This is a genomic window from Pseudomonas sp. B21-056, assembly GCF_026016325.1.
Lineage (GTDB): Bacteria > Pseudomonadota > Gammaproteobacteria > Pseudomonadales > Pseudomonadaceae > Aquipseudomonas.
The window spans coordinates 5,648,928-5,675,116 of record NZ_CP087203.1; the positions used below are offsets into that span (position 1 = coordinate 5,648,928).

27 protein-coding genes are annotated in these 26,189 nt (G+C 64.0%); 13 read left to right on the forward strand and 14 right to left on the reverse strand.

The window, feature by feature from the left end; translation table 11 throughout:
• The first annotated feature begins 9 nt into the window (after positions 1-9).
• The 4 genes from LOY67_RS24590 to dxs all read left to right on the forward strand — a co-directional run bounded on the left by LOY67_RS24590 (position 10) and on the right by dxs (position 4,373).
• Entirely contained in the window at positions 10-1,146 is a 1,137-nt protein-coding gene (locus LOY67_RS24590) for a Fic family protein (protein WP_265064827.1), read from the forward strand.
• 88 nt (positions 1,147-1,234) lie between these two features.
• On the forward strand, positions 1,235-1,477 hold the full coding sequence (locus LOY67_RS24595) for an exodeoxyribonuclease VII small subunit (protein ID WP_003185917.1): 243 nt from the start codon (positions 1,235-1,237) through the stop codon (positions 1,475-1,477).
• A complete protein-coding gene (gene ispA / locus LOY67_RS24600) occupies positions 1,474-2,361 on the forward strand; it encodes a (2E,6E)-farnesyl diphosphate synthase (protein ID WP_265064828.1) in 888 nt (295 codons plus the stop codon). Before LOY67_RS24595 ends, ispA begins: the two co-directional genes overlap by 4 nt.
• A gap of 113 nt (positions 2,362-2,474) precedes the next feature.
• Positions 2,475-4,373, forward strand: a complete 1,899-nt coding sequence (gene dxs / locus LOY67_RS24605) for a 1-deoxy-D-xylulose-5-phosphate synthase (RefSeq protein ID WP_265064829.1) — start codon at positions 2,475-2,477, stop codon at positions 4,371-4,373.
• Between the two features lie 158 nt (positions 4,374-4,531).
• Here the strand turns inward: dxs and LOY67_RS24610 are convergent, their stop codons facing one another.
• The 11 genes from LOY67_RS24610 to nrdR form a co-directional block, all read right to left on the reverse strand.
• Positions 4,532-4,951, reverse strand: coding sequence for an MFS transporter (locus LOY67_RS24610; RefSeq protein WP_265064830.1), 420 nt, complete (start codon positions 4,949-4,951; stop codon positions 4,532-4,534).
• A complete protein-coding gene (ribA, locus tag LOY67_RS24615) occupies positions 4,948-5,565 on the reverse strand; it encodes a GTP cyclohydrolase II (protein ID WP_144930549.1) in 618 nt (205 codons plus the stop codon). The genes LOY67_RS24610 and ribA overlap by 4 nt, the downstream gene beginning before the upstream one ends.
• Before the next feature lie 109 nt (positions 5,566-5,674).
• Complete coding sequence (locus LOY67_RS24620; protein WP_265064831.1) at positions 5,675-6,433, reverse strand: substrate-binding periplasmic protein; 759 nt, start codon at positions 6,431-6,433, stop codon at positions 5,675-5,677.
• An 11-nt stretch (positions 6,434-6,444) separates the two neighbouring features.
• Positions 6,445-6,948 (reverse strand): phosphatidylglycerophosphatase A, encoded by a 504-nt coding sequence (locus LOY67_RS24625; protein ID WP_041022465.1) that lies wholly within the window; start codon positions 6,946-6,948, stop codon positions 6,445-6,447.
• A complete protein-coding gene (gene thiL, locus LOY67_RS24630; protein WP_265064832.1) occupies positions 6,945-7,910 on the reverse strand; it encodes a thiamine-phosphate kinase in 966 nt (321 codons plus the stop codon). Before thiL ends, LOY67_RS24625 begins: the two co-directional genes overlap by 4 nt.
• Positions 7,911-8,411 (reverse strand): transcription antitermination factor NusB, encoded by a 501-nt coding sequence (gene nusB / locus LOY67_RS24635; protein WP_265064833.1) that lies wholly within the window; start codon positions 8,409-8,411, stop codon positions 7,911-7,913.
• Positions 8,408-8,884: a 6,7-dimethyl-8-ribityllumazine synthase gene (gene ribE / locus LOY67_RS24640; RefSeq protein WP_003206025.1), complete on the reverse strand. Its 477-nt coding sequence runs from the start codon at positions 8,882-8,884 to the stop codon at positions 8,408-8,410. The genes nusB and ribE overlap by 4 nt, the downstream gene beginning before the upstream one ends.
• A 212-nt stretch (positions 8,885-9,096) precedes the next feature.
• Positions 9,097-10,188: a bifunctional 3,4-dihydroxy-2-butanone-4-phosphate synthase/GTP cyclohydrolase II gene (ribBA, locus tag LOY67_RS24645; protein WP_024778362.1), complete on the reverse strand. Its 1,092-nt coding sequence runs from the start codon at positions 10,186-10,188 to the stop codon at positions 9,097-9,099.
• A gap of 16 nt (positions 10,189-10,204) precedes the next feature.
• Entirely contained in the window at positions 10,205-10,870 is a 666-nt protein-coding gene (locus LOY67_RS24650) for a riboflavin synthase (protein WP_265064834.1), read from the reverse strand.
• Positions 10,871-10,916: 46 nt separating this feature from the next.
• Entirely contained in the window at positions 10,917-12,050 is a 1,134-nt protein-coding gene (gene ribD, locus LOY67_RS24655; protein ID WP_265064835.1) for a bifunctional diaminohydroxyphosphoribosylaminopyrimidine deaminase/5-amino-6-(5-phosphoribosylamino)uracil reductase RibD, read from the reverse strand.
• On the reverse strand, positions 12,047-12,511 hold the full coding sequence (gene nrdR, locus LOY67_RS24660) for a transcriptional regulator NrdR (protein ID WP_013694316.1): 465 nt from the start codon (positions 12,509-12,511) through the stop codon (positions 12,047-12,049). The genes ribD and nrdR overlap by 4 nt, the downstream gene beginning before the upstream one ends.
• Positions 12,512-12,638: 127 nt before the next feature.
• On the opposite strand from nrdR, the gene LOY67_RS24665 reads away from it, so the two are divergent.
• The 3 genes from LOY67_RS24665 (at position 12,639) to trxA (ending at position 14,779) form a co-directional block, all read left to right on the forward strand.
• On the forward strand, positions 12,639-13,103 hold the full coding sequence (locus LOY67_RS24665) for a hypothetical protein (protein WP_265064836.1): 465 nt from the start codon (positions 12,639-12,641) through the stop codon (positions 13,101-13,103).
• Positions 13,100-13,759, forward strand: a complete 660-nt coding sequence (locus tag LOY67_RS24670) for a class I SAM-dependent methyltransferase (RefSeq protein ID WP_265064837.1) — start codon at positions 13,100-13,102, stop codon at positions 13,757-13,759. The genes LOY67_RS24665 and LOY67_RS24670 overlap by 4 nt, the downstream gene beginning before the upstream one ends.
• A gap of 147 nt (positions 13,760-13,906) precedes the next feature.
• Positions 13,907-14,779 (forward strand): thioredoxin, encoded by an 873-nt coding sequence (gene trxA, locus LOY67_RS24675; protein WP_265064838.1) that lies wholly within the window; start codon positions 13,907-13,909, stop codon positions 14,777-14,779.
• A gap of 125 nt (positions 14,780-14,904) precedes the next feature.
• Here trxA and LOY67_RS24680 read toward each other — a convergent pair whose 3' ends face one another.
• Positions 14,905-15,255 (reverse strand): hypothetical protein, encoded by a 351-nt coding sequence (locus LOY67_RS24680; RefSeq protein WP_265064839.1) that lies wholly within the window; start codon positions 15,253-15,255, stop codon positions 14,905-14,907.
• A gap of 132 nt (positions 15,256-15,387) precedes the next feature.
• Between LOY67_RS24680 and LOY67_RS24685 the strand changes: the two genes are divergently transcribed.
• The 5 genes from LOY67_RS24685 to LOY67_RS24705 all read left to right on the forward strand — a co-directional run bounded on the left by LOY67_RS24685 (position 15,388) and on the right by LOY67_RS24705 (position 19,544).
• A complete protein-coding gene (locus LOY67_RS24685; RefSeq protein WP_265064840.1) occupies positions 15,388-15,981 on the forward strand; it encodes a DUF2796 domain-containing protein in 594 nt (197 codons plus the stop codon).
• A gap of 127 nt (positions 15,982-16,108) precedes the next feature.
• Complete coding sequence (locus LOY67_RS24690) at positions 16,109-16,819, forward strand: ABC transporter ATP-binding protein (RefSeq protein ID WP_265064841.1); 711 nt, start codon at positions 16,109-16,111, stop codon at positions 16,817-16,819.
• A 1-nt stretch (position 16,820) separates the two neighbouring features.
• A complete protein-coding gene (locus LOY67_RS24695; protein ID WP_265064842.1) occupies positions 16,821-18,086 on the forward strand; it encodes an ABC transporter permease in 1,266 nt (421 codons plus the stop codon).
• 11 nt (positions 18,087-18,097) lie between these two features.
• Positions 18,098-18,616, forward strand: a complete 519-nt coding sequence (locus LOY67_RS24700) for a DUF3299 domain-containing protein (protein WP_265064843.1) — start codon at positions 18,098-18,100, stop codon at positions 18,614-18,616.
• Between the two features lie 229 nt (positions 18,617-18,845).
• Complete coding sequence (locus tag LOY67_RS24705; RefSeq protein WP_265064844.1) at positions 18,846-19,544, forward strand: OmpW/AlkL family protein; 699 nt, start codon at positions 18,846-18,848, stop codon at positions 19,542-19,544.
• Positions 19,545-19,677: 133 nt separating this feature from the next.
• Here LOY67_RS24705 and LOY67_RS24710 read toward each other — a convergent pair whose 3' ends face one another.
• Together LOY67_RS24710 and LOY67_RS24715 are read right to left on the reverse strand one after the other, a co-directional pair.
• Complete coding sequence (locus tag LOY67_RS24710; RefSeq protein ID WP_265064845.1) at positions 19,678-20,607, reverse strand: NAD-dependent epimerase/dehydratase family protein; 930 nt, start codon at positions 20,605-20,607, stop codon at positions 19,678-19,680.
• Positions 20,600-21,484, reverse strand: a complete 885-nt coding sequence (locus tag LOY67_RS24715) for an NAD(P)-dependent oxidoreductase (RefSeq protein ID WP_265064846.1) — start codon at positions 21,482-21,484, stop codon at positions 20,600-20,602. Before LOY67_RS24715 ends, LOY67_RS24710 begins: the two co-directional genes overlap by 8 nt.
• Before the next feature lie 288 nt (positions 21,485-21,772).
• Between LOY67_RS24715 and LOY67_RS24720 the strand changes: the two genes are divergently transcribed.
• Positions 21,773-26,086 carry a DEAD/DEAH box helicase gene (locus tag LOY67_RS24720; RefSeq protein WP_265064847.1) on the forward strand — a complete coding sequence of 1,438 codons (4,314 nt, stop codon included), beginning with the start codon at positions 21,773-21,775 and terminating at the stop codon, positions 26,084-26,086.
• Positions 26,087-26,189 lie beyond the last annotated feature (103 nt).

Here is a 26,189-nt window from a genome sequence, read left to right on the forward strand (position 1 = left end):
GAAAGGCTCATGGAACCCCATTGGATCTGGCAACAGCCCGACTGGCCCGCCTTTTACTGGCAGACCGAAGCATTGACGCCCCTGCTACGCGAATGCGTGCAAACCCAAGGCCGATTACTCGGCATGAGCGGTGCTGTCGCTGCGTCACTCAGTGCTCAGAACGAATTGGACGCGTTGTTGCAAAACATCGTGACCTCTTCGGCCATCGAAGGAGAACAATTGAATGTGGGCTCGGTGCGATCGTCCCTGGCCCGACGCCTGGGCCTGGAACGGGCCGGCGACAACCCGGTCAGCCCGCGCAGCGAGGGCTTGGCGAATCTTTTGCTGGATGCGACCCGGCACTTCAGCCAGCCCCTCACCGTCGAGCGGTTGCTGGAATGGCATGAGTGGCTGTTTCCTGAGCAGACGGGCGACCTAGCGCATCAACGGATACGCGTAGGCTCACTGCGGGGCGACGAGCCGATGCAAGTGGTCTCGGGCCGATTGGACCGTCCCACTGTTCACTTCGAGGCACCGCCTCGCCGAGGTCTCGAACAACAACTGCAAACCTTCCTCGACTGGTTTGAGGCCAGCCGCCATCAAAGCGGACTCGATCCTTTGTTGCGGGCCGGCATCGCCCATTTCTGGTTTGTCACCCTGCACCCGTTTGACGATGGCAACGGCCGCCTGACCCGCACCCTCACTGATCTGGCACTGGCCCAGGGCGAAGCGCAGGCGATCCGTTTCTATGCCATGTCCGTGAGCATCCTTGACGACCGCGCAGGCTATTACCGAGTCCTCGAAAGCAGTCAGAAGGCCACGTTGGATATCACTGATTGGCTCACCTGGTTTCTGCAGACCTTGTTGCGCAGCTTGCAGAAAGCCATGGCGCAGATCGAAAGCGTGTTGAGCAAGACGCGGTTCTGGCAGGCTCATCGAGCCTCGGAACTCACGCCAGAACAGACCAAAGTATTGAACCGGTTGCTCGACGGCGGTGAAAAAGGTTTTGAGCACGGTATCAGCGCGGCGCAATACCAGGCTGTGGCCAAGGTATCCAAGGCAACTGCAACCCGACACCTGGCGGAGTTGCTGGAAAAAGGCTGCCTGGAGCGATTACCGGGAGGTGGACGCAGTACTCGGTACAGAATCAATTACCCAGCTGCATGACGCTCATCTGTGGGCGATCCCTGGTTTGCCCCCAACCCCCATGTCTGCTAGTGTCGCGCCGGTTTAACAGTCAACCGGAATAGCCGCCATGGCCCGCAAAAAAGCTGCATTGGACTTCGAACAATCCCTGGCCGACCTGCAAACGCTGGTCGAACGGCTGGAGAACGGCGAATTGTCGCTGGAAGACTCGCTGACCGCCTTCGAACAGGGTATCGGCCTGACTCGCGACTGCCAGGCGGCGCTGGCCCAGGCCGAGCAGAAGGTGCAGTTGCTGCTCGAGCGCGATGGCGAGCTGACCGAAGAGCCTTTCGACGCGGAACAGCCTGAATGATCGGCGCCTATCAGGCCAGCAGCCAGGCCCGGGTCAATGCTGCCTTGGACACTTTGTTTAACGCACCGAGCCCCGAGCTCGCGCGCCTGTACGAAGCGATGCGCTACAGCGTGATGAACGGTGGCAAGCGCGTGCGGCCGCTGCTGGCCTACGCCGCGTGCGAAGCCCTGGGCGGTGTGGCCGAACAGGCCAACGGCGCGGCGTGTGCGGTGGAGCTGATCCACGCTTATTCCCTGGTCCATGACGACCTGCCGGCCATGGATGACGACGACCTGCGTCGTGGCCAGCCGACTACCCACAAGCAATTCGACGAAGCCTGCGCGATCCTGGCCGGCGACGGTTTGCAGAGCCTGGCCTTCAGCGCCCTGCTCGACCCGACCCTCAGCGATTGCCCGGCGCAGATCCGCCTGGACATGGTCAGTGCCTTGGCGCTGGCGGCGGGCCCGGCGGGGATGGTCGGCGGCCAGGCCATCGACCTGGGCTCGGTCGGCCTGAAGCTGAACCAGGGCGCGCTGGAATATATGCACCGGCACAAGACCGGCGCCTTGATCGAAGCCAGCGTCAAGCTCGGCGCCCTCGCCAGCGGCCGGGCCACGCCTGAACAGCTGCAAGCCTTGCAGACCTACGCCCGGGCCATCGGCCTGGCGTTCCAGGTGCAGGACGACATTCTCGACGTCGAAAGCGATACCCAGACCCTGGGCAAGCGCCAGGGTGCCGACATCGCCCGTGACAAGCCGACCTACCCGGCCCTGCTGGGCCTCGACGCCGCCAAGGCCTACGCCCTGGAGTTGCGCGACCAGGCCCTGGCCGCGTTGCGACCGTTTGACGCGGCGGCCGAGCCATTGCGCGAGCTGGCGCGCTATATCGTCGAACGACGCAGCTGATACGGGGTCAACCCTTCAGACTGCGTATCGGCCAAGTTCCGGCCAACGCGTGGGCAGCTTGCGATGCATAAGGTAAACTGCCGCCTCTTTCTATACCTATAACGATTCGCCTGATGCCCACGACGTTTCAAGAGATTCCCCGCAAGCGCCCGACCACGCCCCTGCTGGACCGCGCCAACACGCCGGACGGCTTGCGTCGGCTGGGTGAAGCCGAGCTGGAAACCCTGGCCGATGAGTTGCGCCTGGAACTGCTCTACACGGTCGGCCAGACCGGTGGGCACTTCGGTGCCGGCCTGGGCGTCATCGAGCTGACCATCGCGCTGCATTACGTATTCGACACCCCAGACGACCGGCTGGTGTGGGACGTCGGCCATCAGGCCTACCCGCACAAGATCCTCACCGGCCGTCGCGAGCGCATGGGCACGCTGCGCCAGAAGGACGGCATCGCGGCATTCCCGCGGCGCTCCGAGAGCGAATACGACACCTTTGGCGTCGGCCACTCCAGCACTTCCATCAGCGCCGCCCTGGGCATGGCCATTGCCGCCCGCCTGCAGAACAGCGATCGCAAGGCGATTGCCGTGATCGGCGACGGCGCCCTGACGGCGGGCATGGCGTTCGAGGCGCTGAACCACGCACCGGAAGTCAACGCCAACATGCTGGTGATCCTCAACGACAACGACATGTCGATCTCGCGCAACGTCGGCGGCTTGTCCAATTATCTGGCGAAGATCCTCTCCAGCCGCACCTACGCCAGCATGCGCGAAGGCAGCAAGAAGGTCCTGTCGCGCCTGCCCGGTGCCTGGGAAATCGCTCGCCGCACCGAGGAATACGCCAAGGGCATGCTGGTACCCGGCACGCTGTTCGAAGAGCTGGGCTGGAATTACATCGGCCCGATCGACGGTCATGACCTGCCGACGCTGATCGCCACGCTGCGCAACATGCGCGACCTCAAGGGCCCGCAGTTCCTGCATGTGGTGACCAAGAAAGGCAAGGGCTTCGCCCCGGCGGAAGTCGACCCCATCGGTTACCACGCCATCACCAAGCTCGAGCCGCTGGATGCCCCGGCCTCTGCCCCGAAAAAGGCCGGTGGCCCCAAGTATTCCGCCGTGTTCGGCCAATGGCTCTGCGACATGGCGGCCACGGACCCGCGCCTGGTGGGCATTACCCCGGCAATGAAGGAAGGCTCGGACCTGGTGGCCTTCAGCGAACGCTACCCGCGGCGCTATTTCGACGTGGCGATTGCCGAGCAGCACGCCGTGACCCTCGCCGCCGGCATGGCATGCGAAGGGGCCAAGCCGGTGGTGGCGATCTATTCGACCTTCCTGCAACGTGGTTACGACCAGTTGGTGCATGACGTCGCGGTGCAGAATCTCGATGTGCTGTTCGCCATCGACCGCGCCGGCCTGGTGGGCGAAGACGGCCCGACTCACGCCGGCAGCTTTGATCTTTCGTTCCTGCGCTGCATCCCCGGCATGCTGGTGATGACCCCGAGCGACGAAAACGAACTGCGCAAGATGCTCACCACCGGCCATTTGTTCAATGGTCCGGCGGCCGTGCGCTATCCCCGTGGCAGCGGCCCGAACGCAACCATCGAGACAAGTCTGGAGCCGATTGAAATCGGCAAGGGCGTGATCCGTCGCCAGGGCAAGCAGACCGCCCTGCTGGTGTTCGGCGTGCAACTGGCCGAAGCCCTGAAAGTCGCGCAGACCCTGGACGCCACCGTCGTGGACATGCGTTTCGTCAAACCACTGGATGAAGCCCTGGTTCGCGAAATGGCCGCCGGCCATGAGCTGCTGGTGACCATCGAAGAAAACGCCATCATGGGCGGCGCCGGCGCGGCGGTCAGTGAGTTCCTGGCCCGGGAGAATATCCTCAAGCCCGTGCTGCACCTGGGGCTGCCGGACATCTACGTCGAACACGCCAAGCCTGCGCAGATGCTGGCCGAGTGCGGGCTGGACGAGGCCGGGATCGAAGCCGCCGTGCGCCAGCGGTTGCAACTGCTGGGCCTGTAACCCACTGCCCTGTGGGAGCGAGCTTGCTCGCGATGGCGGTGTGTCAGTCGACAGCTATTTGGACTGATATACCGCCATCGCGAGCAGGCTCGCTCCCACAGAGGAATGCATTTCAACTGTGGGAGCGAGCCTGCTCGCGATAGGGACGCCGCGGTCTATCAGCCAAGCTGACGCGGAAGGCGATACAGGTAAAACAGCACCGCGGAGGACAAGGCCAGCAGCATCAGCGGCACGGCCTCCAGCCCCACGAACACCGCCAGGGCACCGATCCAGGCCGGCAACCCGGCAACCAGGAAGGCCACACGCCGACAGGCCGCCAAGGTGATCCAGGCCTGGGGCTCTTCGGGGGTATCGAGGGCATTCTGGGTGGCGATCAAGGCGTGCTTGTACGCGCCGAAGAATCGCAGGCTGACAAACATCGAGGCCACGCCGGCGATGAACAGCGGCATCGCCAGCACCGGCAGAATCGCTTCGCCCTGACCGAAGACAAGATTGATCACGAACAGTGGCAGCAACGCCAGCGCCAGGTATTTCCACCAACTGATGGACAACCGCCGCCGCACCTGACCCCGCGTCACGCCCGGTCGACCTCGCCCTGATGCTCGTTACCCATCATGTGGTCGAGCTTGCTGGCCTTGGTCGCCAGGTAGAGCTTGTTGTGAGGATTATGGCCGGTGTGCAGCGGCACACGCTCCGCCACGACGATGCCCATGTCGGTCAACGCCTTGACCTTGCGCGGGTTGTTGGTCATCAACCGCAGGGACTTGACGCCCAGGTGTTCGAGCATGGGCAGGCAGATGCTGTAGTCACGCAGGTCGGCGGCAAAGCCGAGGCGCTCGTTGGCTTCCACGGTATCGGCACCACCATCCTGCAATTCATAGGCACGGATCTTGTTCAACAGACCAATGCCACGACCTTCCTGGCGCAGATACAGCAACACGCCCCGACCTTCGCGGGCAATGGCTTGCAACGCGGCTTCGAGTTGCGAACCGCAGTCGCAACGCTGGCTGAACAGGGCATCGCCCGTCAGGCATTCGGAGTGCAAGCGGCCCAGTACCGGCGCGCCATCGGCAATATCACCCAGGCTCAGTACAACGTGCTCGCGGCCGGTGGCCTCATCCAGGAAACCATGCATGGTGAATTGCGCAAAGGGCGTTGGCAGCTTGGAAGCGGCAACAAAAACGACAGGCACCGGTGTGCTCCTGTTCTAGTACTGGAGATTCGCAGAGGAGGGCATTGTAACAGCAGGTCCCGGCAGACGCTTAGGCTGAATTATCGACTATTACTATCGACAAGATCGATTACGGCTTCGGTGGCTTACCGTGCTCATCGAAAGGATAAGGCTGTTTCCAGCGCTCGAAAATCGGTTTCAACTGGCCACTTTTCACCAGCACCTCCATGCGCCGGTCGAACAGCGCGCGCAGCGCCCGTCCGTTTTCGGTGTTGGCGAAGCCCAGGTACAGCGGCAGGTTGATCAACGGCGAGAGTTTGTACTGCTGGGGATTGTCGGCCTTGGCGAGCACACCCTGGATTTCCATCAAGGCATCGATGTAGAAATCGGCCCGATCATGCAGCAGCATCGGCAGGATACCCACCGCCCGATGGATTTCATTGAAACGGCGGATGTTGGGCAGGTAGCTGTTGTATTCGTACCCGCGCATCCACACCAGCCGATAATTGCCGATGGTCTCCAGCGTGGGCGACGGCTTGGAGGCCAGCCCCAGGGCATAGATGTGATCGACGTCGTAATGCCAGTGTGGGTAGATCAGCCCTTCGGTCTCATCGCGATAGGCACCGACCTGTGCATCGACCTCGCCGCGCTGCACCAGGCCGATCGAGCGGGTGTAGGGCACGCTGCGGGTCTCCAGCTTCACGCCCTCGGGCTCGAACACTTCGCGCAGGATGTCCCAGGCCATGCCCCGGCCATCGGCCTCGGTGTAGTCCGTCCACTCCTCGCTGGCGGCGCGGATCTTGCCGGGCAACGGCGTCGGCTCCGCCGCCAGCGCGCCGAGGCTCGCGCCCAGGCACAACAACAGCAACAGCGCTCGGCTTACGCCCATGCCTGGATCCCTCAGGTAAGACACCACACCAATCCTTGCATTGCCAGCCAGGCAAACACACCGGCCAGGATATCGTCGAGCATGATGCCGACGCCACCGTGGACATGCCGGTCGATCCAGCGGATCGGCCATGGCTTGAGAATATCGAAGAAGCGGAACACCAGGAAACCCGCCAACAGCCAGTACCAGCCTTCCGGCACCAGCCACAGGGTAATCCACATACCGACCATTTCGTCCCAGACGATGCCTTCATGATCGTGCACGCGCAGGTCGTCCGCCACCTTGCCACACAACCAGAAGCCGAACAGCATGGTGATGCCGAGCATCAACCAGTAGCCCCAATCCGGCAACATCTGCCACAACGGTATGAAGGGTAGCGCAACCAGCGAGCCCCATGTACCTGGCGCCTTGGGTAAAGTGCCCGAACCGAAGCCAAATGCCAGGAAATGCCAGGGATTACGCCAGACCGAGGGGGGGACGAATTCGGCGGGGACCTGGTTGGGATGATCTGTCACGGTGTCTCCCGAAAATGTTGATAGCCCCGGATTTGCGGGGTGATGTCGCTGCCATCGGCGTCCACCAGCATGACGCCCTGCCCTGCCATGACACTGCCGATCACGTGGATTGGCCAGCCTTCGGCCTGCAACGCCGATAATCGGACCGGTGGCAAGCTGAACAGCAGCACGTAATCGTCGCCCCCGCTCAGCGCGGCCTGTTCCGCCTCCGTTCGGCCGAGCAAGGCCACCAAAGCCTTGGACAACGGCAACCGGTCCCGTTCAACCTGGATTGCCACACCGGACGCCAATGCGATATGCCCGCAATCGGCCAGCAGGCCGTCGGAAATATCCATCGCCGAACTGGCCCTGCCCCGTAGCGCCAGACCCAGGCCGACCTGCGGACGCGGTGACCAGTAATGCGCCAGCAGCGGCTCGGCGACGGCGGGCTCAGTGTGACGCTGGCCGAGCACGAGCGGCAATGCACCGGCGGCATTGCCCAGTTCACCACCGACACACAGCAGATCGCCGGGCTGCGCGCCGCTTCGGGTCAAGGCCTGGCCGGACGGCACGCGGCCGAACACGGTCATGGTCAGGCTCAGCGGCCCACGAGTGGTGTCGCCGCCCACCAGCGCGACACCGCAAGCCTGGGCCATCTGGTTCAAACCACAGGCATAGGCCTGCAACCAATCGGCGGTTACCGTCGGTAAGGTCAGGGCAAGGGTAAAGGCCAGGGGCGTGGCGCCCATGGCGGCGAGGTCGCTGACCGCCACGGCCAGCGAGCGCTGGCCGAGCAGGAACGGATCGCAAGGATCCGGAAAATGCACACCGGCCACGAGGGTGTCGGTGGACACTGCCAACTGCTCCCCGAGAGGAACCGTCAGCAGGGCACAATCGTCGCCGATCCCCAGCGCAACGCCGTCGCCGCCCTGCGCGCAAGGCGCGGCGGCGAAATAGCTGCGGATCAGCTCAAACTCACCCATTCAGCGCTTGAACGCCTTCACTTCAGCTTCCCGCAGGCGCGGGGCGAGCTTGTCGAGCACGCCGTTGACAAACTTGTGCCCGTCGGTGGAACCAAAGACTTTCGCCAGCTCGATCCCTTCGTTGATCACCACGCGATACGGCACATCGACGCGCTGCATCAGTTCCCAGGTGGACAGACGCAACACCGCCAGCTCAACCGGATCCAGCTCTTCGATGGTCAGGTCCAGGCAAGGTGCCAGGGCATTGTCGATTTCGGTCTTGTGCGCCGGAACCCCGTGGAGGATCTCGCGGAAATACGCGCCGTCGACATCGCTGAAATCGTTATCGACCCGAAACTGCGCTTCGATCTCGTTCAGCGACTGCTTGGCCATGTGCCATTGATACAGCGCCTGGGTCGCAAGCTGACGGGCTTCGCGACGCTTGACGCTTTTCGAAGGCTTGCCGGCATCGGCAGGCTTGGGATCGCGCGGGTTGAAACGATCGCTTTCGTCGCTAATCACTTGGCCTCCAACTGCGCCAGCAGACTGACCATTTCCAGGGCGGACAGGGCAGCTTCAGCACCTTTGTTACCGGCCTTGGTGCCGGAACGCTCGATGGCTTGCTCGATGGAATCAACGGTCAGTACGCCGAAAGCGACCGGCACGCCGAATTCCATGGACACCTGGGCCAGGCCCTTGGTGCACTCGCCAGCCACGTATTCGAAGTGCGGAGTACCGCCACGAATGACCGCGCCCAGGGCGATGATGGCTGCATATTCGCCCTTTTGAGCGACTTTCTGCGCAACCAGCGGAATTTCGAAGGCGCCAGGGGCACGGATGATGGTGATGTCGCTTTCACTCACGCCATGGCGAACCAGGGCATCGACCGCACCGCCAACCAGGCTCTCGACCACGAAGCTGTTGAAACGGCCCACTACCAGAGCGTAGCGGCCTTTGGGGGCGATGAAGGTACCTTCGATGGTCTTCAGGGTCATTCGTCAGTTCTCTTAAAGAGCCGGAACGCGCTCGATGCGCGCTCCTCAGTGATATTTAGCCATGAATACAATGCTTCATTCAGGAGGCAGCCCCCTGTGGGAGCGAGCTTGCTCGCGATGGCGCCGGGTCAGCAACATTGATGTTGCCTGACACACGGCTATCGCGAGCAAGCTCGCTCCCACACCAGGGAAGACCTTCCTGAACAAGGCCATTATTCAGAGGGCACGTATTCTACAACTTCCAGATCGAAACCGGATATCGCATTAAATTTCATCGGTGCGCTCATCAGGCGCATTTTGCGCACGCCCAGGTCACGCAGGATCTGCGAACCGGCGCCGACCGTGCTGTAAGTGGTGGTCTTCTTCACCGGCAACTGCTCGCCGGTTTCGCGGATGTGCGCCAGCAGCACGTCGCCATCGAGGGGGTGTCCGAGCAGCAGCACCACGCCGCTGCCGGCCTCCGCCACCGCGGCCATCGCGGCCCGCAGGCTCCAGCGGCCCGGTTGCTTGACCATCAGCAGGTCCCGCAGCGGGTCCATGTTGTGCACGCGGACCAGGGTCGGCTCTTCGGCGCAGACGGTGCCCAGGGTGAGGGCCATGTGCACGTCGCCTTCCACCGAATCGCGGTAGGTCACCAGGTTGAAATGGCCCAGTTCGCTGTCCAGCGGCTGCTCGGCGATCCGCTGAACGGTACGTTCGTGGATCATCCGGTAATGGATCAGGTCGGCGATGGTGCCGATCTTGATGTCGTGTTCGGCGGCGAAGGCTTCCAGTTCCGCACGACGGGACATGGTGCCGTCGTCGTTCATCACTTCGCAGATCACGCCGCTGGGCTCGAACCCGGCCATGCGCGCCAGGTCGCACGCCGCTTCGGTGTGACCGGCGCGGGCCAGGGTACCGCCGGCCTGGGCCATCAGCGGGAAGATGTGGCCAGGGCTGACGATGTCTTCGGCCTTGGCGTCCTTCGCGGCAGCGGCTTGCACGGTGCGGGCGCGGTCAGCGGCGGAGATGCCGGTGGTCACGCCCTCGGCGGCCTCGATGGACACGGTGAACTTGGTGCCGAAGCCGGAACCGTTGCGCGGAGCCATCAGCGGCAACTTCAGCAGCTCGCAGCGCTCGCGGCTCATCGGCATGCAGATCAGGCCACGGGCGTGCTTGGCCATGAAGTTGATGTGCTCGGCCTTGCAGCATTCGGCGGCCATGATCAGGTCGCCTTCGTTCTCGCGGTCTTCGTCATCCATGAGGATGACCATCTTGCCTTGGCGGATGTCTTCAACCAGTTCTTCGATGCTATTGAGCGCCACGCGGCACCCCCTTGGGTCAGGATTTGAGGTAGCCGTTGGCGGCCAGAAAGCTTTCAGTGATGTTACCGCCGGATGCAGGCTCTGCGGCCTTGTCACCGAGCAGCAGGCGCTCCAGGTAACGGGCCAGCAGATCGACTTCCAGGTTGACCCGGCGCCCGGGCCGGTACGCAGCCATGATGGTTTCGCTCAGGGTGTGGGGAATGATCGTCAACAGGAATTCGGCGCCATCCACCGCGTTGACCGTCAGGCTGGTGCCGTCGACGGTGATCGACCCCTTGTGGGCGATGTACTTGGCCAGCTCTTTCGGCGCGCGGATGCGAAATTCCACGGCCCGGGCGTTATCGCTGCGGGAAACCACTTCGCCGACGCCGTCGACATGGCCGCTGACCAGATGCCCGCCCAACCGTGTGGTGGGCGTCAGGGCTTTTTCCAGGTTGACCGGGCTGCCGCTCTTGAGATCGTTCATGGCGGTGCAGTCGAGGGTTTCGCGGCTGACGTCCGCCAGGAAACCATTGCCGGGCAGTTCGACGGCGGTCAGGCACACGCCATTCACGGCGATGCTGTCGCCCAGTTTGACGTCGCTCAGGTCGAGCTTGCCGGTTTCGACATAGACCCGCACGTCGCCGCCCTTGGGGGTGAGTGCACGGATGCTGCCGATGGATTCGATGATGCCGGTAAACATGGAGTCCTCCTCGAGAACGGGCCGCCGCTTGAGCGAAGGCCGGGAATTATACGCTGGCCGGCGGGACGGGAACGGCGATGACTCGCCAGTCATCGCCCACGGCGCGGATTTCGGTGATTTTCAGCTCGGGGGCGTCCTTCATGTGCGCCAGCGGCCAGTCCAGCAACGGGCGCGCCGACGAGCCCAGGAACTTGCCGGCGATGAAAATCTGGAACTCGTCCACCAAGCCTTGCCGGGCAAAGGCCCCCGCCAGGCGCGGACCGGCTTCCACCAACACCTCGTTGACGCCACGGGCCGCCAGTTCCACCAGCAGGCGACGCAGATCGACCTGGCCATCGTCACCTGCCACGATCATGCATTCGGGGCCATTGGCGTACTGTTCTTCCACCGCCATGCACGTGGCGACCAACGCCGGGCCGGCCTTGAAGAACGGCGCATCCAGCGGTACCCGCAGGCGACCGTCTACCAATACCCGCAGCGGTGGACGACTCATGACCAATGCTGCCTGCTCGGCATCCAGCCCGAGCTCATCGGCGCGCACGGTCAGTCGGGCATTGTCCGCCAACACCGTGTCGGCGCCGGTCAGCACCACGCTGGCCTGGGCCCGCAGCCGTTGCACCGCCGAACGTGCAGCCGGGCCGGTGATCCACTGGCTTTCGCCGCTTTCCATGGCGGTGCGGCCATCGAGGCTCATGGCGAGCTTGACCCGCACGAACGGCAGGCCATGCTCCATGCGCTTGAGGAAACCCTGGTTGAGTTGACGCGCCTCGCCTTCGAGCACGCCGCTTTCGGTGGCGATACCGGCCTGGGCCAGGCGCTGCAAGCCGCGACCGGCCACTTCCGGATTCGGGTCCTGCATCGCCGCCACGACCCGGGCAACGCCGGCGTTGACCAGCGCATCGGCACAGGGCGGCGTACGCCCGTGATGGCTGCAGGGCTCAAGGGTCACGTAGGCCGTGGCGCCCCGGGCCAGTTCACCGGCGGCGCGCAAGGCATGGACTTCGGCATGGGGCTCACCGGCGCGGATGTGCCAGCCTTCGCCGACAATCTGCCCGTCACACACGATGACGCAGCCCACCCGGGGATTGGGATGGGTGGTGTAGTGACCGCGCCGCGCCAGCTCCAGCGCGCGGGCCATGTAATGGGCGTCGAGGACGGCCTGTTGCGCCGAGACAGTCATTCTTTCACCGGTTCGCGGGCCAGGCGGTCGATTTCCTCGCGGAACTCGTTCAGGTCCTGGAAGCGCCGGTACACCGAGGCGAAACGGATGTAAGCGACTTCGTCGAGCTTCTGCAGCTCGGCCATCACCAGCTCACCGACCACCAGGGACTTGACCTCCCGCTCGCCGGTCGCCCGCAGCTTGTGCTTGATGTGCACCAGCGCCGCTTCCAGGCGTTCGACGCTCACCGGGCGTTTTTCAAGCGCGCGCTGCATGCCGGCGCGGAGTTTTTCTTCGTCGAACGGCTGGCGGCTGCCGTCGGTTTTGATCAGGCGCGGCAACACCAGTTCAGCGGTCTCGAACGTCGTGAAACGTTCGCCGCAGGCCAGGCACTCGCGCCGGCGGCGGACCTGTTCGCCCTCGGCGACCAGTCGCGAGTCGATGACTTTGGTGTCGTTGGCACCGCAGAAGGGACAGTGCATGGTGGCAGGCAACAAAAAAAGGGAGGGCCATGGTAGCGCATCCCACTGGCAAGACAAGCCATAGGGTTTACGGTATACAGACGGGCTTACCGTCAGATCCATGGAATTCACCTTGCTGGAGCCGCACATGCCGTTACGATCGCTCGTTTTACTCAGTCTTTTCAGCCTGTTGATGGCATGCAGCAGTGACACTCCCAAGCCCGCCGCACCGGCACCGGCACCCGCGCCGAAACAGGCCCAGGAAAAAGCCCGGCAGGCCGCCGAGCTGGGGCCATTGCCGGCGTACCAGCGGGAATTGAGCGGCTCCCTCGAAGGCGTACCGGCCGGGGCCGAAGTCGAACTGGCGCTGCTGGTGATCGACGACAAGGGCCGCCCGCAGCAGTTGCTCGCCAGTTCCAGCCTGATCGGTACCAACCGGGCCCTGCCCTTCCGCCTGCGCTTCAACCCGGACGCCTTCCCGGTCGACGCCCGGGTGGAGCTGCGTGGCCGTGCCAGCCAGTCGGGGCAATTGATCCTGCACCTGCCGGAACAGCGCATCGCGCAACCAACCACCCAGGCATTGGGTGCCCTGCAATTCGTCAAAGCGCCATGAATGCACCGCAAGACCTGCAATACGCGCTGAGCGAGTTGCTCGGGGAGGCGCGGCTGGTGGACTGCCCGTTGCCCGGCACTGACTTGAAGCTGTGGCTGATCGACGGCGATAACATGGACCGCGCCTTCAGCCCGGAGGAAACCCGGCGCATCCTCCACGAGCCACCGTACTGGAGCTTCTGCTGGGCCAGCGGCCTGGCGATGGCCCGCTATTTGGCCGAACAACCGCAGTGGGTCGAGGGCAAGCGAGTGCTGGATTTCGGCGCCGGCTCCGGCGTGGCGGGCATCGCGGCGATCAAGGCCGGGGCGCGGGAAGTGGTGGCGTGCGACCTGGATCCGTTGGCGATTGCTGCTTGCCAGGCCAATGCCCTGCTCAATGGCGTGGAGCTAAGTTATTCGACGGACTTCTTCGCCGAGACGGATCGCTTCGACCTGATCCTGGTGGCCGATGTGCTCTACGACCGGGCCAACCTGCCGTTGCTGGATCATTTTCTCAGCCGCGGCCGCGAAGCCCTGGTGGCCGACTCCCGGGTACGGGATTTCCAGCATCCGTTGTACCGGCGCATCGAAATGCTCGAAGCCATGACCTTGCCGGATCTGGCCGAGCCTGAGGAGTTTCGGCATGTGAGCCTGTATCACGCACGGCGTTCGCCCTGAAAGGCATCGCGAGCAGGCTCGCTCCCACATTGATCGGGAGAGCACCGAAGATCCCCTGTGGGAGCGAGCCTGCTCGCGATAGCGGCCTACCAGGCACCACAAGACCCCGCGTATAGTTGCTCCATTCAAGCGTTCTACGAGACTCCCATGACCCAGGACACCCCCTACATCTTCGACGCCACCACCGCCGATTTCGACCAGTCGGTGATCGCGAACTCTTTCCACAAGCCGGTACTGGTGGATTTCTGGGCCGAGTGGTGTGCGCCGTGCAAGGCTCTGATGCCGATGTTGCAAGGCATTGCCGAGAGCTATCAGGGCGAATTGCTGCTGGCCAAGGTCAACTGCGACATCGAGCAGGACATCGTCGCCCGTTTCGGCATCCGCAGCCTGCCGACGGTGGTGCTGTTCAAGGATGGCCAGCCTGTCGACGGTTTCGCCGGGGCCCAGCCGGAATCGGCGGTGCGGGCGATGCTCGAACCCCATGTGCAGATGCCGCCTCCGGTCGCCGCCGATCCGTTCGAACAGGCCCAGGCGCTGTTCGATGACGGCCGTTTCGCCGACGCCGAAGCGCTGCTCACCGTGCTGTTGGGCGAAGACAACACCAACGCCAAGGCGCTGATCCTGTTCGCCCGTTGCCTGACCGAGCGCGGTGAACTGGGTGAAGCGCAGACGGTGCTGGACGCGGTGAAAAGCGACGAGCACAAGGCCGCCCTGGCCGGGGCCAAGGCGCAGATCCAGTTCCTCGGCCTGGCCAAAAACCTGCCGGACGCCGCCGACCTCAAGGCTCGCCTGGCGAAAGACCCGCAGGACGACGAGGCGGTGTATCAACTGGCGATCCAGCAACTGGCACGCCAGCAGTACGAGCCGGCGCTCGACGCACTGCTCAAGCTGTTCAGCCGCAACCGCGGCTACAGCGAAGGCCTGCCACACAAGACCCTGCTGCAAGTGTTCGAACTGTTGGGCAATGATCATCCGCTGGTGACGACCTATCGCCGCAAGCTGTTTGCCGCACTTTACTGACGCATGCGCGTGTAGGAGCTGTCGAGCGAAGCGAGGCTGCGATCTTTTGATCTTGATCTGTTGCGCGTTCACTCGCGACTCAATGGCTTGGGACAAGATCGCAGCCTCGCTTCGCTCGACAGCTCCTACACAGGGTTGTGCCAGCTGTAGAGCGGGGTGTCGCCTCCGTTGATCACCTTCACGTCCGGGCTGTGACGCAACCGCACCAGCAGGCGCTTGCCCGCCGGCGCACTGCCCGTCAGGCCTTCAAGTTGTTCCAGCAGGTCCGGGCCGCTCAACTGCCCGGCCTTGCGCAGTAACTCCCTGGCAATCTGCCACAGCGCATCGTCCTGATTCGCCGGTTTGGCCGCAGCCACCGCCGCGCCTTCCGGCTTGACCGCCTGCAACTGCGCGCCGAGCTGAGCCCAGTCGCCCTCGTCCATCTCGATCGACAAGTCCACCGGCCAATCGCCGACGGTTCCGCGTATGCGCAACATCACCGTGCTCCCGAAGATTTAATCTTCCCATGCTCCCACGGGCCTTGCGCGACGCCAAGCAGACGGTCAAACTCTGCACACATTCGTTATAAGATTACATAACAAAACATTCACCGTATCTGGAGACTCGTCATGCGTCGTCTGCTTCTTGCTTTGCCGTTCGCCCTGTTGCCATTGGCCGTCGCTCACGCGGCGGTCGAGCATGACCATGACCACGATCATGAACACGGCAGCCTGGGTGCCCATGAACACGGTGTTGCCCGCCTCAATGCCTCGCTGGACGGCGAGACCCTGGAGTTGGAACTGGAGAGCCCGGCCATGAATCTGGTGGGCTTCGAACACGCCGCCACCAGCGATGCCGACAAGGCCAAGGTGGCCGCTGTCCGCAAGCAGTTGGAGAAACCGGCGGCGTTGATCGTCCTGGCCGATGGCAAATGCTCCCTGGAGCAGCAGGAACTGGAAAGCCCGCTGTTCGGCGACGAGCCGGATCACGAAGATCACGCCGAAGATGCCGATGACGATGGCGACGAGCACCACGAACACAGCGAAATCCACGCTCGCTACCAGTTCCGCTGTGTCGCGGCTGGCTCCTTGACGCAACTGAACCTGGCGCCACTGTTCAAGATCTTCCCGGCCACCCATAAAATCCTGGTGCAGATGATCAGCCCGAACGGCCAGCAAGGCGGGGAATTGACGCCTGAAGCGCCGACCCTCAAATTCCGATAACACTGAAAATCCCCTTTGTGGGAAGCCTGCTCGCGAAGAGACCGGCACATCCAGCACAGATGTCGCCTGGTACATCGCTTTCGCGAGCAGGCTCGCTCCCACAGGTAACCATCCTGAATCGGCCAACATGACCCAAGCACTCATCGAACTGTCCGACCTGCTCTTCAGCTGGCCCGGGCATCCGCCACTGCTGGATATCCCGGCCTTTCGCCTCGAAGCCGGCGAAACCCTGTTCCTCAAGGGCCCCAGCGGCAGTGGCAAGACCACCTTGCTGGGGCTGCTGGGCGGGGTGCAGATACCGGATCGCGGCAGCATCCGCCTGCTCGGCCAGCCGCTCAGCGAACTGGGGGCGGGCAGCCGCGACCGCTTTCGCGTGGACCACACCGGCTACATCTTCCAGCAATTCAACCTGCTGCCGTTTCTCTCGGTGCGCGAGAACGTCGAGCTGCCCTGCCACTTTTCCAGACTGCGGGCGCAGCGGGCCATCCAGCGTCACGGCAGCGTCGATCAGGCCGCCGCCACGCTGTTGACTCACCTGGGACTGACCGATCCGAACCTGCTGGAGCGCCGCGCCGACTCGCTGTCCATCGGCCAGCAACAGCGGGTTGCCGCCGCCCGGGCGTTGATCGGCCAGCCGGAACTGGTGATCGCCGACGAACCGACCTCGGCCCTGGACTACGACGCCCGGGAAAACTTCCTGCGGCTGCTGTTCGCTGAATGCCGCGAGGCCGGTTCGAGTCTGCTGTTCGTCAGCCACGACCAGAGCCTGGCACCGCTGTTCGACCGCAACCTCTCGCTGGCCGATCTCAATCGCGCCGCCACGCCACTCGAGGTCTGAGATGTATTTGCTCCGTCTAGCCATGGCCAGCCTGGCGAACCGCCGTTTCACCGCGATCCTCACCGTTTTCGCCATTGCCCTGTCGGTCTGCCTGCTACTGGCGGTGGAGCGGGTGCGCACCGAGGCCAAGGCCAGTTTTGCCAGTACCATCAGCGGCACCGACCTGATCGTCGGCGCCCGTTCCGGCTCGGTGAACCTGTTGCTGTATTCGGTGTTCCGCATCGGCAACGCCACCAACAACATCCGCTGGGACAGCTTCGAACATTTCGCCAGCAACCCGAAAGTGAAGTGGGCGATTCCCATGTCCCTCGGCGACTCCCATCGCGGCTACCGGGTAATGGGCACCACCGAGGCCTATTTCGAGCATTACCAGTACGGCCGCCAGCAACACCTGGAACTGGCCGATGGCCGGGCTTTTGCCACCGATCCGTTCGAAGTGGTACTCGGTGCCGAAGTGGCCGAAGCGCTGCATTACAAGCTCGGCGACAAACTGGTGCTGGCCCACGGCGTGGCGGCGATCAGCCTGGTCAAGCATGACGACAAACCCTTCACCGTGGTCGGCATTCTCAAGCGCACCGGCACCCCGGTGGACCGCACGCTGCACATCAGCCTCGGCGGCATGGAAGCGATCCACATCGACTGGAAGAACGGCGTGCCAGCCCAGGGCAGCGGTCGCATCAGCGCCGACCAGGCGCGCAACATGGACCTCACGCCCCAAGCGATCACCGCGTTCATGCTCGGCCTCAACAGCAAGATTTCCACCTTTGCCCTACAGCGTGAAATCAATGAATTCCGTGGCGAGCCGTTACTGGCGATCCTGCCCGGCGTGGCCCTGCAAGAGTTGTGGAGCCTGATGGGCACGGCGGAAAAAGCCTTGTTCGTGATTTCGCTGTTTGTGGTCCTGACCGGATTGATCGGCATGCTCACGGCGATCCTCACCAGCCTCAACGAGCGTCGTCGGGAAATGGCGATCCTGCGTTCGGTGGGCGCCCGGCCGTGGCACATCGCGAGCCTGCTGGTGCTGGAAGCCTTTGCCCTGGCGCTGACCGGCGTCGCAGCCGGGCTGGCCTTGCTGTATATCGGCATCGGCGCCGCCCAGGGTTACGTACAGTCGGCCTATGGCCTGTACCTGCCGTTGAGCTGGCCAAGCGAATATGAATGGACGCTCATGGCTGGCATTCTGGTCGCCGCCCTGCTGATGGGCAGCGTGCCGGCCTGGCGTGCCTATCGCCAATCGTTGGCCGACGGCTTGTCGATCCGTTTATGAGGACATTGAAGATGCCCCGCGCCCTGCTTGCGCTGTTGATGATGGTCGCCCTGCCGCTGTGGGCGGCCGAGCCGAGGGACCTGGCCTGGTCAGAAATGATCCCGCCCGACGCGCCGCCGGAAGTGCCGAACATGACCCCGCTGCATGACCTGTCGCAGATGGGCAATGCGCTGTCCGCCGAATCCGCCCCGGCCGCCAAACAGGACCTGCCCAACGCACCGGTGGTCAAGGAACTCGATGGCCAGCAGATTCGTTTGCCGGGCTACATCGTGCCGCTGGAAGTCAGCGAGGAAGGCCGCACCACGGACTTTTTGCTGGTGCCGTATTTCGGCGCCTGCATTCATGTGCCGCCACCGCCTTCGAATCAGATCGTGCATGTGAAAAGCGAAGTCGGGGTGAAGCTCGATGAGCTGTACCAGCCGTACTGGGTCGAGGGGCCGATGCAGGTCAAGCCGTCCACCAGCGAACTGGCCGATGCGGGGTATCAGATGGAGGCTGAGAAGATTTATGTGTATGAGCTGCCGGAGTGAATCCGACAGTCATGTGTTGCCTGTGAAATAGCTATCGCGAGCAGGCTCGCTCCCACAGGGATCTGCTGTGAATACAAAATCAGCATTCACGCCAATCCAATGTGTGCGAGCCTGCTCGCGATGAGGCCCTCAAAGTGTTCATCACACTTTCATTGAGCTGAGTCAAAAGACCGGCCCAGAGCGCTCCGTACCATGGGACATCCCTTTTGAAATGTCTTCTGGAGCCCCCATGCACAAGTCCTTGCTCAGCGCTTCCCTCGTCGCTCTCGCACTCGCCGCCCCTCTCGCCCAGGCCCATACAGCCGGCGATATCATCGTTCGCGCCGGTGCCATTATTGTCAATCCGCAAGCCGACAGTTCCAGCGTCAAGGTCGACCGTGGCCCGTTGGCCGGTGCCGATCTGGGTGGCAAGGCGACCATGAGCAGCGACACGCAACTGGGCCTGAACTTCGCCTACATGCTCACCGACAACCTGGGCATCGAATTGTTGGCGGCCTCGCCCTTCGAGCACGACGTGAAGCTCAAAGGCACCGCCCTGGGCGCGGCCAATGGCAAGCTCGGCACCCTCAAGCACCTGCCGCCGACCCTGAGCCTGGTCTATTACCCGCTCGACGCCAAATCGGCGTTCCAGCCTTATGTCGGCGCCGGCATCAACTACACCTGGATCTACGACGAACACGTTGGCAGCGAAGCCAGTGCCAACGGCTTCAGCAACTTCCGCGCGAGCAACAGTTGGGGCATGGCCTGGCAAGTGGGGGCTGACTACATGCTGACCGACAACATCATGATCAACGGCCAGATCCGCTACATCGACATCGACACCACCGCGTATGTCGACAACAACGCGGTGGCTGGCGGGACGCGGGCCAAGGTGAATGTCGATGTGGATCCGTGGATCTACATGGTGGGGTTGGGTTACAAGTTCTGACCCTTCGTCACCTCAGAAATAACTGTGGGAGCGAGCCTGCTCGCGATTGCGGTGGATCAGCCGGCATCTATGTCGGCTGACAAACCGCTATCGCGAGCAGGCTCGCTCCCACATTGGTTCCATTGTCCTTGGATCAGCGGCCCAACAACCGCGCCAGTCCCACGCTCATCGGCGTCTGCTGCGGGAAGCTGAAGCGCTGCAACAACCGATGATTATCCGCCCGGGAATGCTTGATATCCCCCGAGCGCGCCGGGCCGTAGTTGATCGGTGGCAGGTCACCGACCACCGAGGCCAGGGCCTGGAGCATCTGCTTGAGGGTCGTGGCCTGGTTCCAGCCGACGTTCACCGCGCCGACTTCCACCTCAGGCTTTTCAATGGCCTGCACCAGCAAGTCCACCAGGTCCTCGACGTAGACGAAATCCCGGGTCTGCTCGCCGTCGCCGAACACGGTGATCGGCAAGCCTTTCTGTGCCCGTTCGCTGAAGATGCTGATGACCCCGGAATACGGCGAGGACGGATCCTGGCGCGGGCCGTAGATGTTGAAGAAGCGGAACACCACCGGCTCCAGCGCGTGCTGGCGGCGATAGAAGTCGAAGTAGAACTCGCTGGCCAGTTTGTCCGAGGCGTACGGCGTGAGCGGAGCCTTGGGGGTTTCTTCGTCGATGGACTGGCCTTCGCCGTTGTTGCCGTAGACCGCTGCGCTGGAGGCGAACAGCACCCGCTTGACGCCTGTCTGGCGCATAGCCTCGCAGACGTTCAGGGTGCCGATGAAGTTGCTCTGGTGGGTGCGTACCGGGTCGTCCACCGAGGCTTGCACCGAAGCCACTGCGGCCAGGTGCGCCACGGCGCTGCAACCGGCCATGGCCCGGGCCACCAGGGCGGCATCGGCGACATCGCCTTCGATCAGTTCAACGGCTGGATTGTCCAGCGGCAGGTTGCTGCGCTTGCCGGTGGACAGGTCATCGAGGATGCGCACCGAATGTCCCTTGGCGAGCAAGGCGTCGGTCAGGTGCGAACCAATGAAGCCCGCACCGCCGGTGATTAAAACAGGGCCGTCAGCCATGGCGATAAAACCTATCCAGTAAGCCCGGGAGCGCGGCGCGCCAGGCGCGGGGCTTGATCCCGAAAGTGTGCAGAATTTTCTTGCAGGCCAGCACCGCGTGCTGTGGTTCTTCCGCGGCATCCGGCCGTGCGGCGTGGGCCTGGGGCGTGGGCGATTCGATTGCCAGCGGATGCAGGGCACGGGCCTCGGTGAGGATCGCCTGGCCCAGCGCCAGCGGCGTGGTCGCCTCATGTCCGGCGTAATGATAGGTGCCCCACAGCGGCGCCGCGCAGTCGAGTTGCTTGAGCACCGAGATGATCACCCGGGCCGCGTCGTCCACCGGCGTCGGGTTGCCTCGACGGTCGTCGGCCAGCAACAGTTCTTCGGGCTGCTCGGCCCGGGCCAGGAAACGTCCGAGGATGCCGTCGGCGCTGTCGTCCAGCAGCCAGCCGAAGCGCAGCAACACATGTTGCGGGCACGTGGCGCGCACGCTTTGTTCGATCCGCCACAACGCCTGGCCGCGCAGGCCCAGCGGGACCGGTTCGTCCTTCTCGCTGTAGGCCGTAGCGCGGGAGCCGTCGAACACGCGATAGCTCGACGGTTGCAGCAAGATGATGTTGTGGTGCTGGCACAGTTCGGCCAGGCGCTCGACCGCATGCTCCTGGCTGGCCAGGCGCTGCTCGCTGACGCCTTCGGCCTGAAACCAGTCGAAGTAATACGCCAGGTTGATCAGGGCGTCCGGACGGGTGTCGTCGAGCAACTGCGTCAGGCTCGCGGCATCCCAGCCATCTTCGGGGGGGCGGGGGGCGAGAAAACCGATGTCTTCTTCCGCACCGAGGCGAATCAGCGCCTGCCCAAGGGCATTTCCGCCGCCCAGTAACATAAGGCGCATTCGCATAAAGTCAGCAGGCCCAGTCTGTTGGCACAAGAATTTGGTCGACAACGCCCACGGGCGTTGCCGGAATCGTTGCATTTTGCGGGTTTAGTGCGCAACCGTCATCCGTAAAGTGCAGATCCGGGATTTTCGCCGCGCTCCAGGGCCTCATCGCGAGCAGGCTCGCTCCCACAGGACGAAGCGCAGCAGATCCATTGTGGGAGCGAGCCTGCTCGCGATAGGGCCCTGCCAGGCAACAGAGGTATCAGCCGGCACTTGCATCTTCCTCATCCCACCCGCATAACTGCCCCTATGAATCTGCCCCTTGCAGCCGACCACGCCATGGCAGGCTTTCACCCCGCCGTCCGTGCCTGGTTCAGCCAGACCTTCCCGGCGGTCACTGCCGCCCAGGCCCGGGCGTGGCCGTTGATCGGCCAGCGTCGTTCGACCCTGGTGGCCGCGCCCACCGGCTCGGGCAAGACCCTCACGGCCTTTCTCGCCGTGCTCGACGACCTGGTGCACCGCGGCCTGGAACAGGGCGGCCTGCCGGACCAGACCCTGGTGGTCTACGTCTCGCCGCTCAAGGCACTGAGCAACGATATCCGGATCAACCTGCAAACCCCGCTGGCCGGCATTACCGAACAATTGCGGCAGATGGGCCTGCCGCCCCTGGAGATCACCACCGCCGTGCGCACCGGCGACACGCCGCAGAAAGAACGTACGGCGATGCGCAAAACCGCGCCGCATATCCTAGTGACCACCCCTGAATCGCTCTACGTGCTGCTCGGCTCCGACTCAGGCCGGCAGATGCTCGCTAGCACCGGCACGGTGATCGTCGACGAAATCCACGCCATCGCCGCCAGCAAGCGCGGCAGCCACTTGGCCCTGAGCCTGGAGCGCCTGCAAGCGCTGTGCGCCGAGCCGCTGGTGCGCATCGGCCTGTCCGCCACGCAGAAGCCCATCGAATCGGTGTCACGCTTTCTGGTGGGCGAAGGCCGCTCGTGTGAAATCGTCGACATCGGCCATGCCCGCCCCCGGGACCTGGACATCGAAGTGCCGCCGGTGCCGCTCTCGGCGGTGATGGCCAATGACGTATGGGAGCTGGTCTACAACCGCCTCGCCGACCTAGCCCGGGAACATCGCACCACCCTGGTATTCGTCAATACCCGGCGCCTGGCCGAACGCCTGAGCCGCCATCTGAGCGAGCGCCTGGGCAAGGACGCCGTGGCCGCCCACCATGGCAGCCTGGCGAAAGAGTTTCGCCTCGACGCCGAGCAACGGCTCAAGCGCGGTGAATTGCAGGTGCTCATCGCCACCGCGTCCCTGGAGCTGGGCATCGACATCGGCGATGTCGACCTGGTGTGCCAGATCGCCTCGCCCCGTTCGATTTCGGCGTTCCTGCAACGGGTTGGCCGCTCCGGCCACCAGGTCGGCGGCACGCCCAAGGGTCGTCTGTTCGCCACCACCCGTGACGATTTGATCGAATGCGCCGCCCTGCTCGACTGTGTACGCCGGGGCGAACTGGATATCCTGCACATCCCCAAGGCACCGCTGGATGTGCTGGCCCAGCAGATCGTCGCCGAGGTCAGTTGCCAGGAATGGCAGGAACAGGCCTTGCTGGACATCTTTCGTCGCGCTTCGCCCTACGCCGGACTGGACGAAGGGCATTATCAGGCGCTGCTGCAGATGCTCGCCGAAGGCCTCAACAGTCGCCAGGGCGTGCGCAGCGCCTACCTGCATCGCGACGCGGTCAGTCGCACCCTGCGCGGGCGCCGGGGCAGCAAACTGACCGCCGTGACCAGCGGCGGCACCATCCCCGACAACGCCGACTACAGCGTGCTGCTCGAACCCCAGGGCCTGAACATCGGCAGCGTCAACGAAGACTTCGCGGTGGAGAGCATTGCCGGCGACGTGTTCCAGCTCGGCAATACCTCCTACCGCATCATCCGCGTCGAGACCGGTCGGGTGCGGGTCGAGGACGCCCAGGGCCAGCCGCCGACCATTCCGTTCTGGCTCGGCGAAGCTCCAGGGCGCAGCGCCGAACTGTCCCTGGCGGTGGCGCGTCTGCAAGCACAGCTGGATCAACTGCTCGGCGCCACCCCTGGCAATCTGCAACCGGCCCTCGACTGGCTGACCGGCACCTTGCAATTGAACCTGGCCAGCGCCGAACAACTGCTGGATTACCTGGCCCCGGCGCGCCTGGCCTTTGGCGCCCTGCCGTCCCAGGACACCTTGGTGATGGAGCGCTTCTTCGACGAGTCCGGCGGCACGCAACTGATCATCCACACGCCGTTCGGCAGCCGCATCAACCGCGCCTGGGGCCTGGCCCTGCGCAAGCGCTTCTGCCGCACCTTCAACTTCGAATTACAGGCCGCCGCCAGCGAAGACGCCATCGTACTGTCGCTGTCCACCAGCCACAGCTTCGAGCTGGATGAAGTCTGGCGCTACCTCAACAGCCACAGTGCCGAACAGATCCTGGTGCAAGCGGTGTTGGATGCGCCGCTGTTCGGCGTGCGCTGGCGCTGGAATGCCGGAGTGGCCCTGGCCTTGCCGCGCTACACCGGCGGGCGCAAGGTCGCGCCGCAGATCCAACGGATGAAAAGCGAAGACCTGATCGCCAGCGTGTTCCCCGACCAGATCGCCTGCCTGGAGAACCTCGCCGGCGAGCGGGAAATCCCCGACCACCCGCTGGTGGAACAGACCCTCGACGACTGCCTGCACGAAGCCATGGACAGCGAAGGCTGGCTGGCGCTGTTGCGGCGCATGGAAGCGGGCGCGGTGCGCCTGATCAGCCGCGATCTGCCCGCCCCTTCGCCCCTGGCGGCAGAAATTCTCAGCGCCCGGCCCTACACCTTTCTCGACGACGCGCCGCTGGAAGAACGCCGAACCCAGGCGGTGATCAACCGGCGCTGGAGCGATCCGCAATCCACCGACGATTTGGGCGCACTGGACGCCGAGGCCATCCAGGCGGTCCGGGACGAAGCGTGGCCGACGCCCGCCAACCTCGATGAAATGCACGAAGCGCTGATGAGCCTGGCCTGCATCGCCGACAGCGAAGCCCGCGCCCACGAATCGTGGCTGGGCTGGCTGCAGGTGTTGGCTGAACGCGGGCGTGCCAGCCATGTGCAGATCAGCGCCGAGCGCGGCCTGTGGGTGCCACTGGAGCGGCTGACCTGCCTGCAAGGGATTTATCCACAGGCGCAATGGCAGCCCGCGCTGGCGCCCCTGGCCGGGTTCGATGAAGCCTGGGACAGCGACGAAGCCGTGGTGGAAGTACTCCGCGCCCGGCTCAGCGCCTTTGGTCCGCTGCCACTGACCGCCATCGCCTATCCGTTGGGATTATCGACAGCGCAAGCCACCCAGGCCCTGGTGCACCTTGAGCAACAAGGCTATGTGCTGCGCGGCCGCTTCACGCCGGGCACCGGCCAGGAGGAATGGTGCGAACGGCATCTGCTGGCCCGTATTCATCGCTACACCGTCAAACGTCTGCGCCGGGAAATCGAACCGGTGATGCTGCAGGATTTCATGCGGTTCCTGTTCGACTGGCAGCACCTGTCGCCGTCGACCCAGGGCCGGGGCAGCGCGGTGCTGCCGTCGATCATCAGCCAGTTCGAAGGCTACCCGGCCGCTGCCTCGGCCTGGGACAGCGACCTGTTGCCGACACGGATCAAGGACTATTCCGCCAATTGGCTCGACGAACTGTGTCGCAGCGGCAAGCTGGTCTGGACTCGCCTCAGCGCCCGACAGAAATCCTCCGCCACGGCCCTGCGCAGTACGCCAATCGTGTTGCTGCCGCGCAGCCAGGTCGCCCTGTGGAGCAGCCTGGCGGAGCAGACGCCAGTGAGCGAACTGTCCCTCAAGACCCAGAAAGTCCACCAGGCTCTCAGCGAACACGGCGCGCTGTTTTTCGACGAGTTGCTGCACGAGGCCCACCTGCTGCGCGCCGAACTGGAGATCGCCTTGCAAGAGCTGGTGGGCGCCGGCCTGGTGAATGCCGACGGCTTCGCCGGGCTGCGGGCGCTGATCACCCCGGCCAGCAAACGTCAGGCCCGCAGCAGTCGGCGTGGGCGCGGGGCGTTTGTCGGCGGCATGGACGATGCCGGGCGCTGGGCCTTGTTGCGCCGCAGCCAGCCAGCGCCAACCGAAGGCAGCCGACCCGCGCCCACACCGCCCGAAACCCTGGAGCACATCGCCATGACCCTGCTGCGCCGTTACGGCGTGGTGTTCTGGCGTTTGCTGGAGCGGGAGGCGGATTGGCTGCCGAGCTGGCGCGAGTTGCTGCGCACATTCCATCGTCTGGAGGCGCGGGGGGAAATCCGTGGCGGGCGTTTCGTCAGCGGCCTGGCCGGCGAGCAATTCGCCCTGCCCGAAGCGATCCCGCTGCTGCGCGAAGTCCGCCGTCGCCCCGCCGACAACAGCCTGGTCGCGGTGTGCGGCGTCGACCCGCTGAACCTGGCCGGCACCTTGCTGCCGGGGGCGAAAGTGCCGGCGCTGGCAAGCAATCGGCTGGTGTACCGCGACGGGTTGCCGGCGGCGGCGCAGATTGCCGGGAAGCTGCATTTCTGGCTGGAGCTGGATGTGCAGGCGATGGCTGAGGTGCGCAGCAAATTGATTCAGAAAGGTTGAGGTGTCTGGGCGGGCCTCATCGCGAGCAGGCTCGCTCCCACAGTTGACCGAGTTTCTTCAGAAAGAATGCGCTCGAATGTGGGAGCGAGCCTGCTCGCGATGA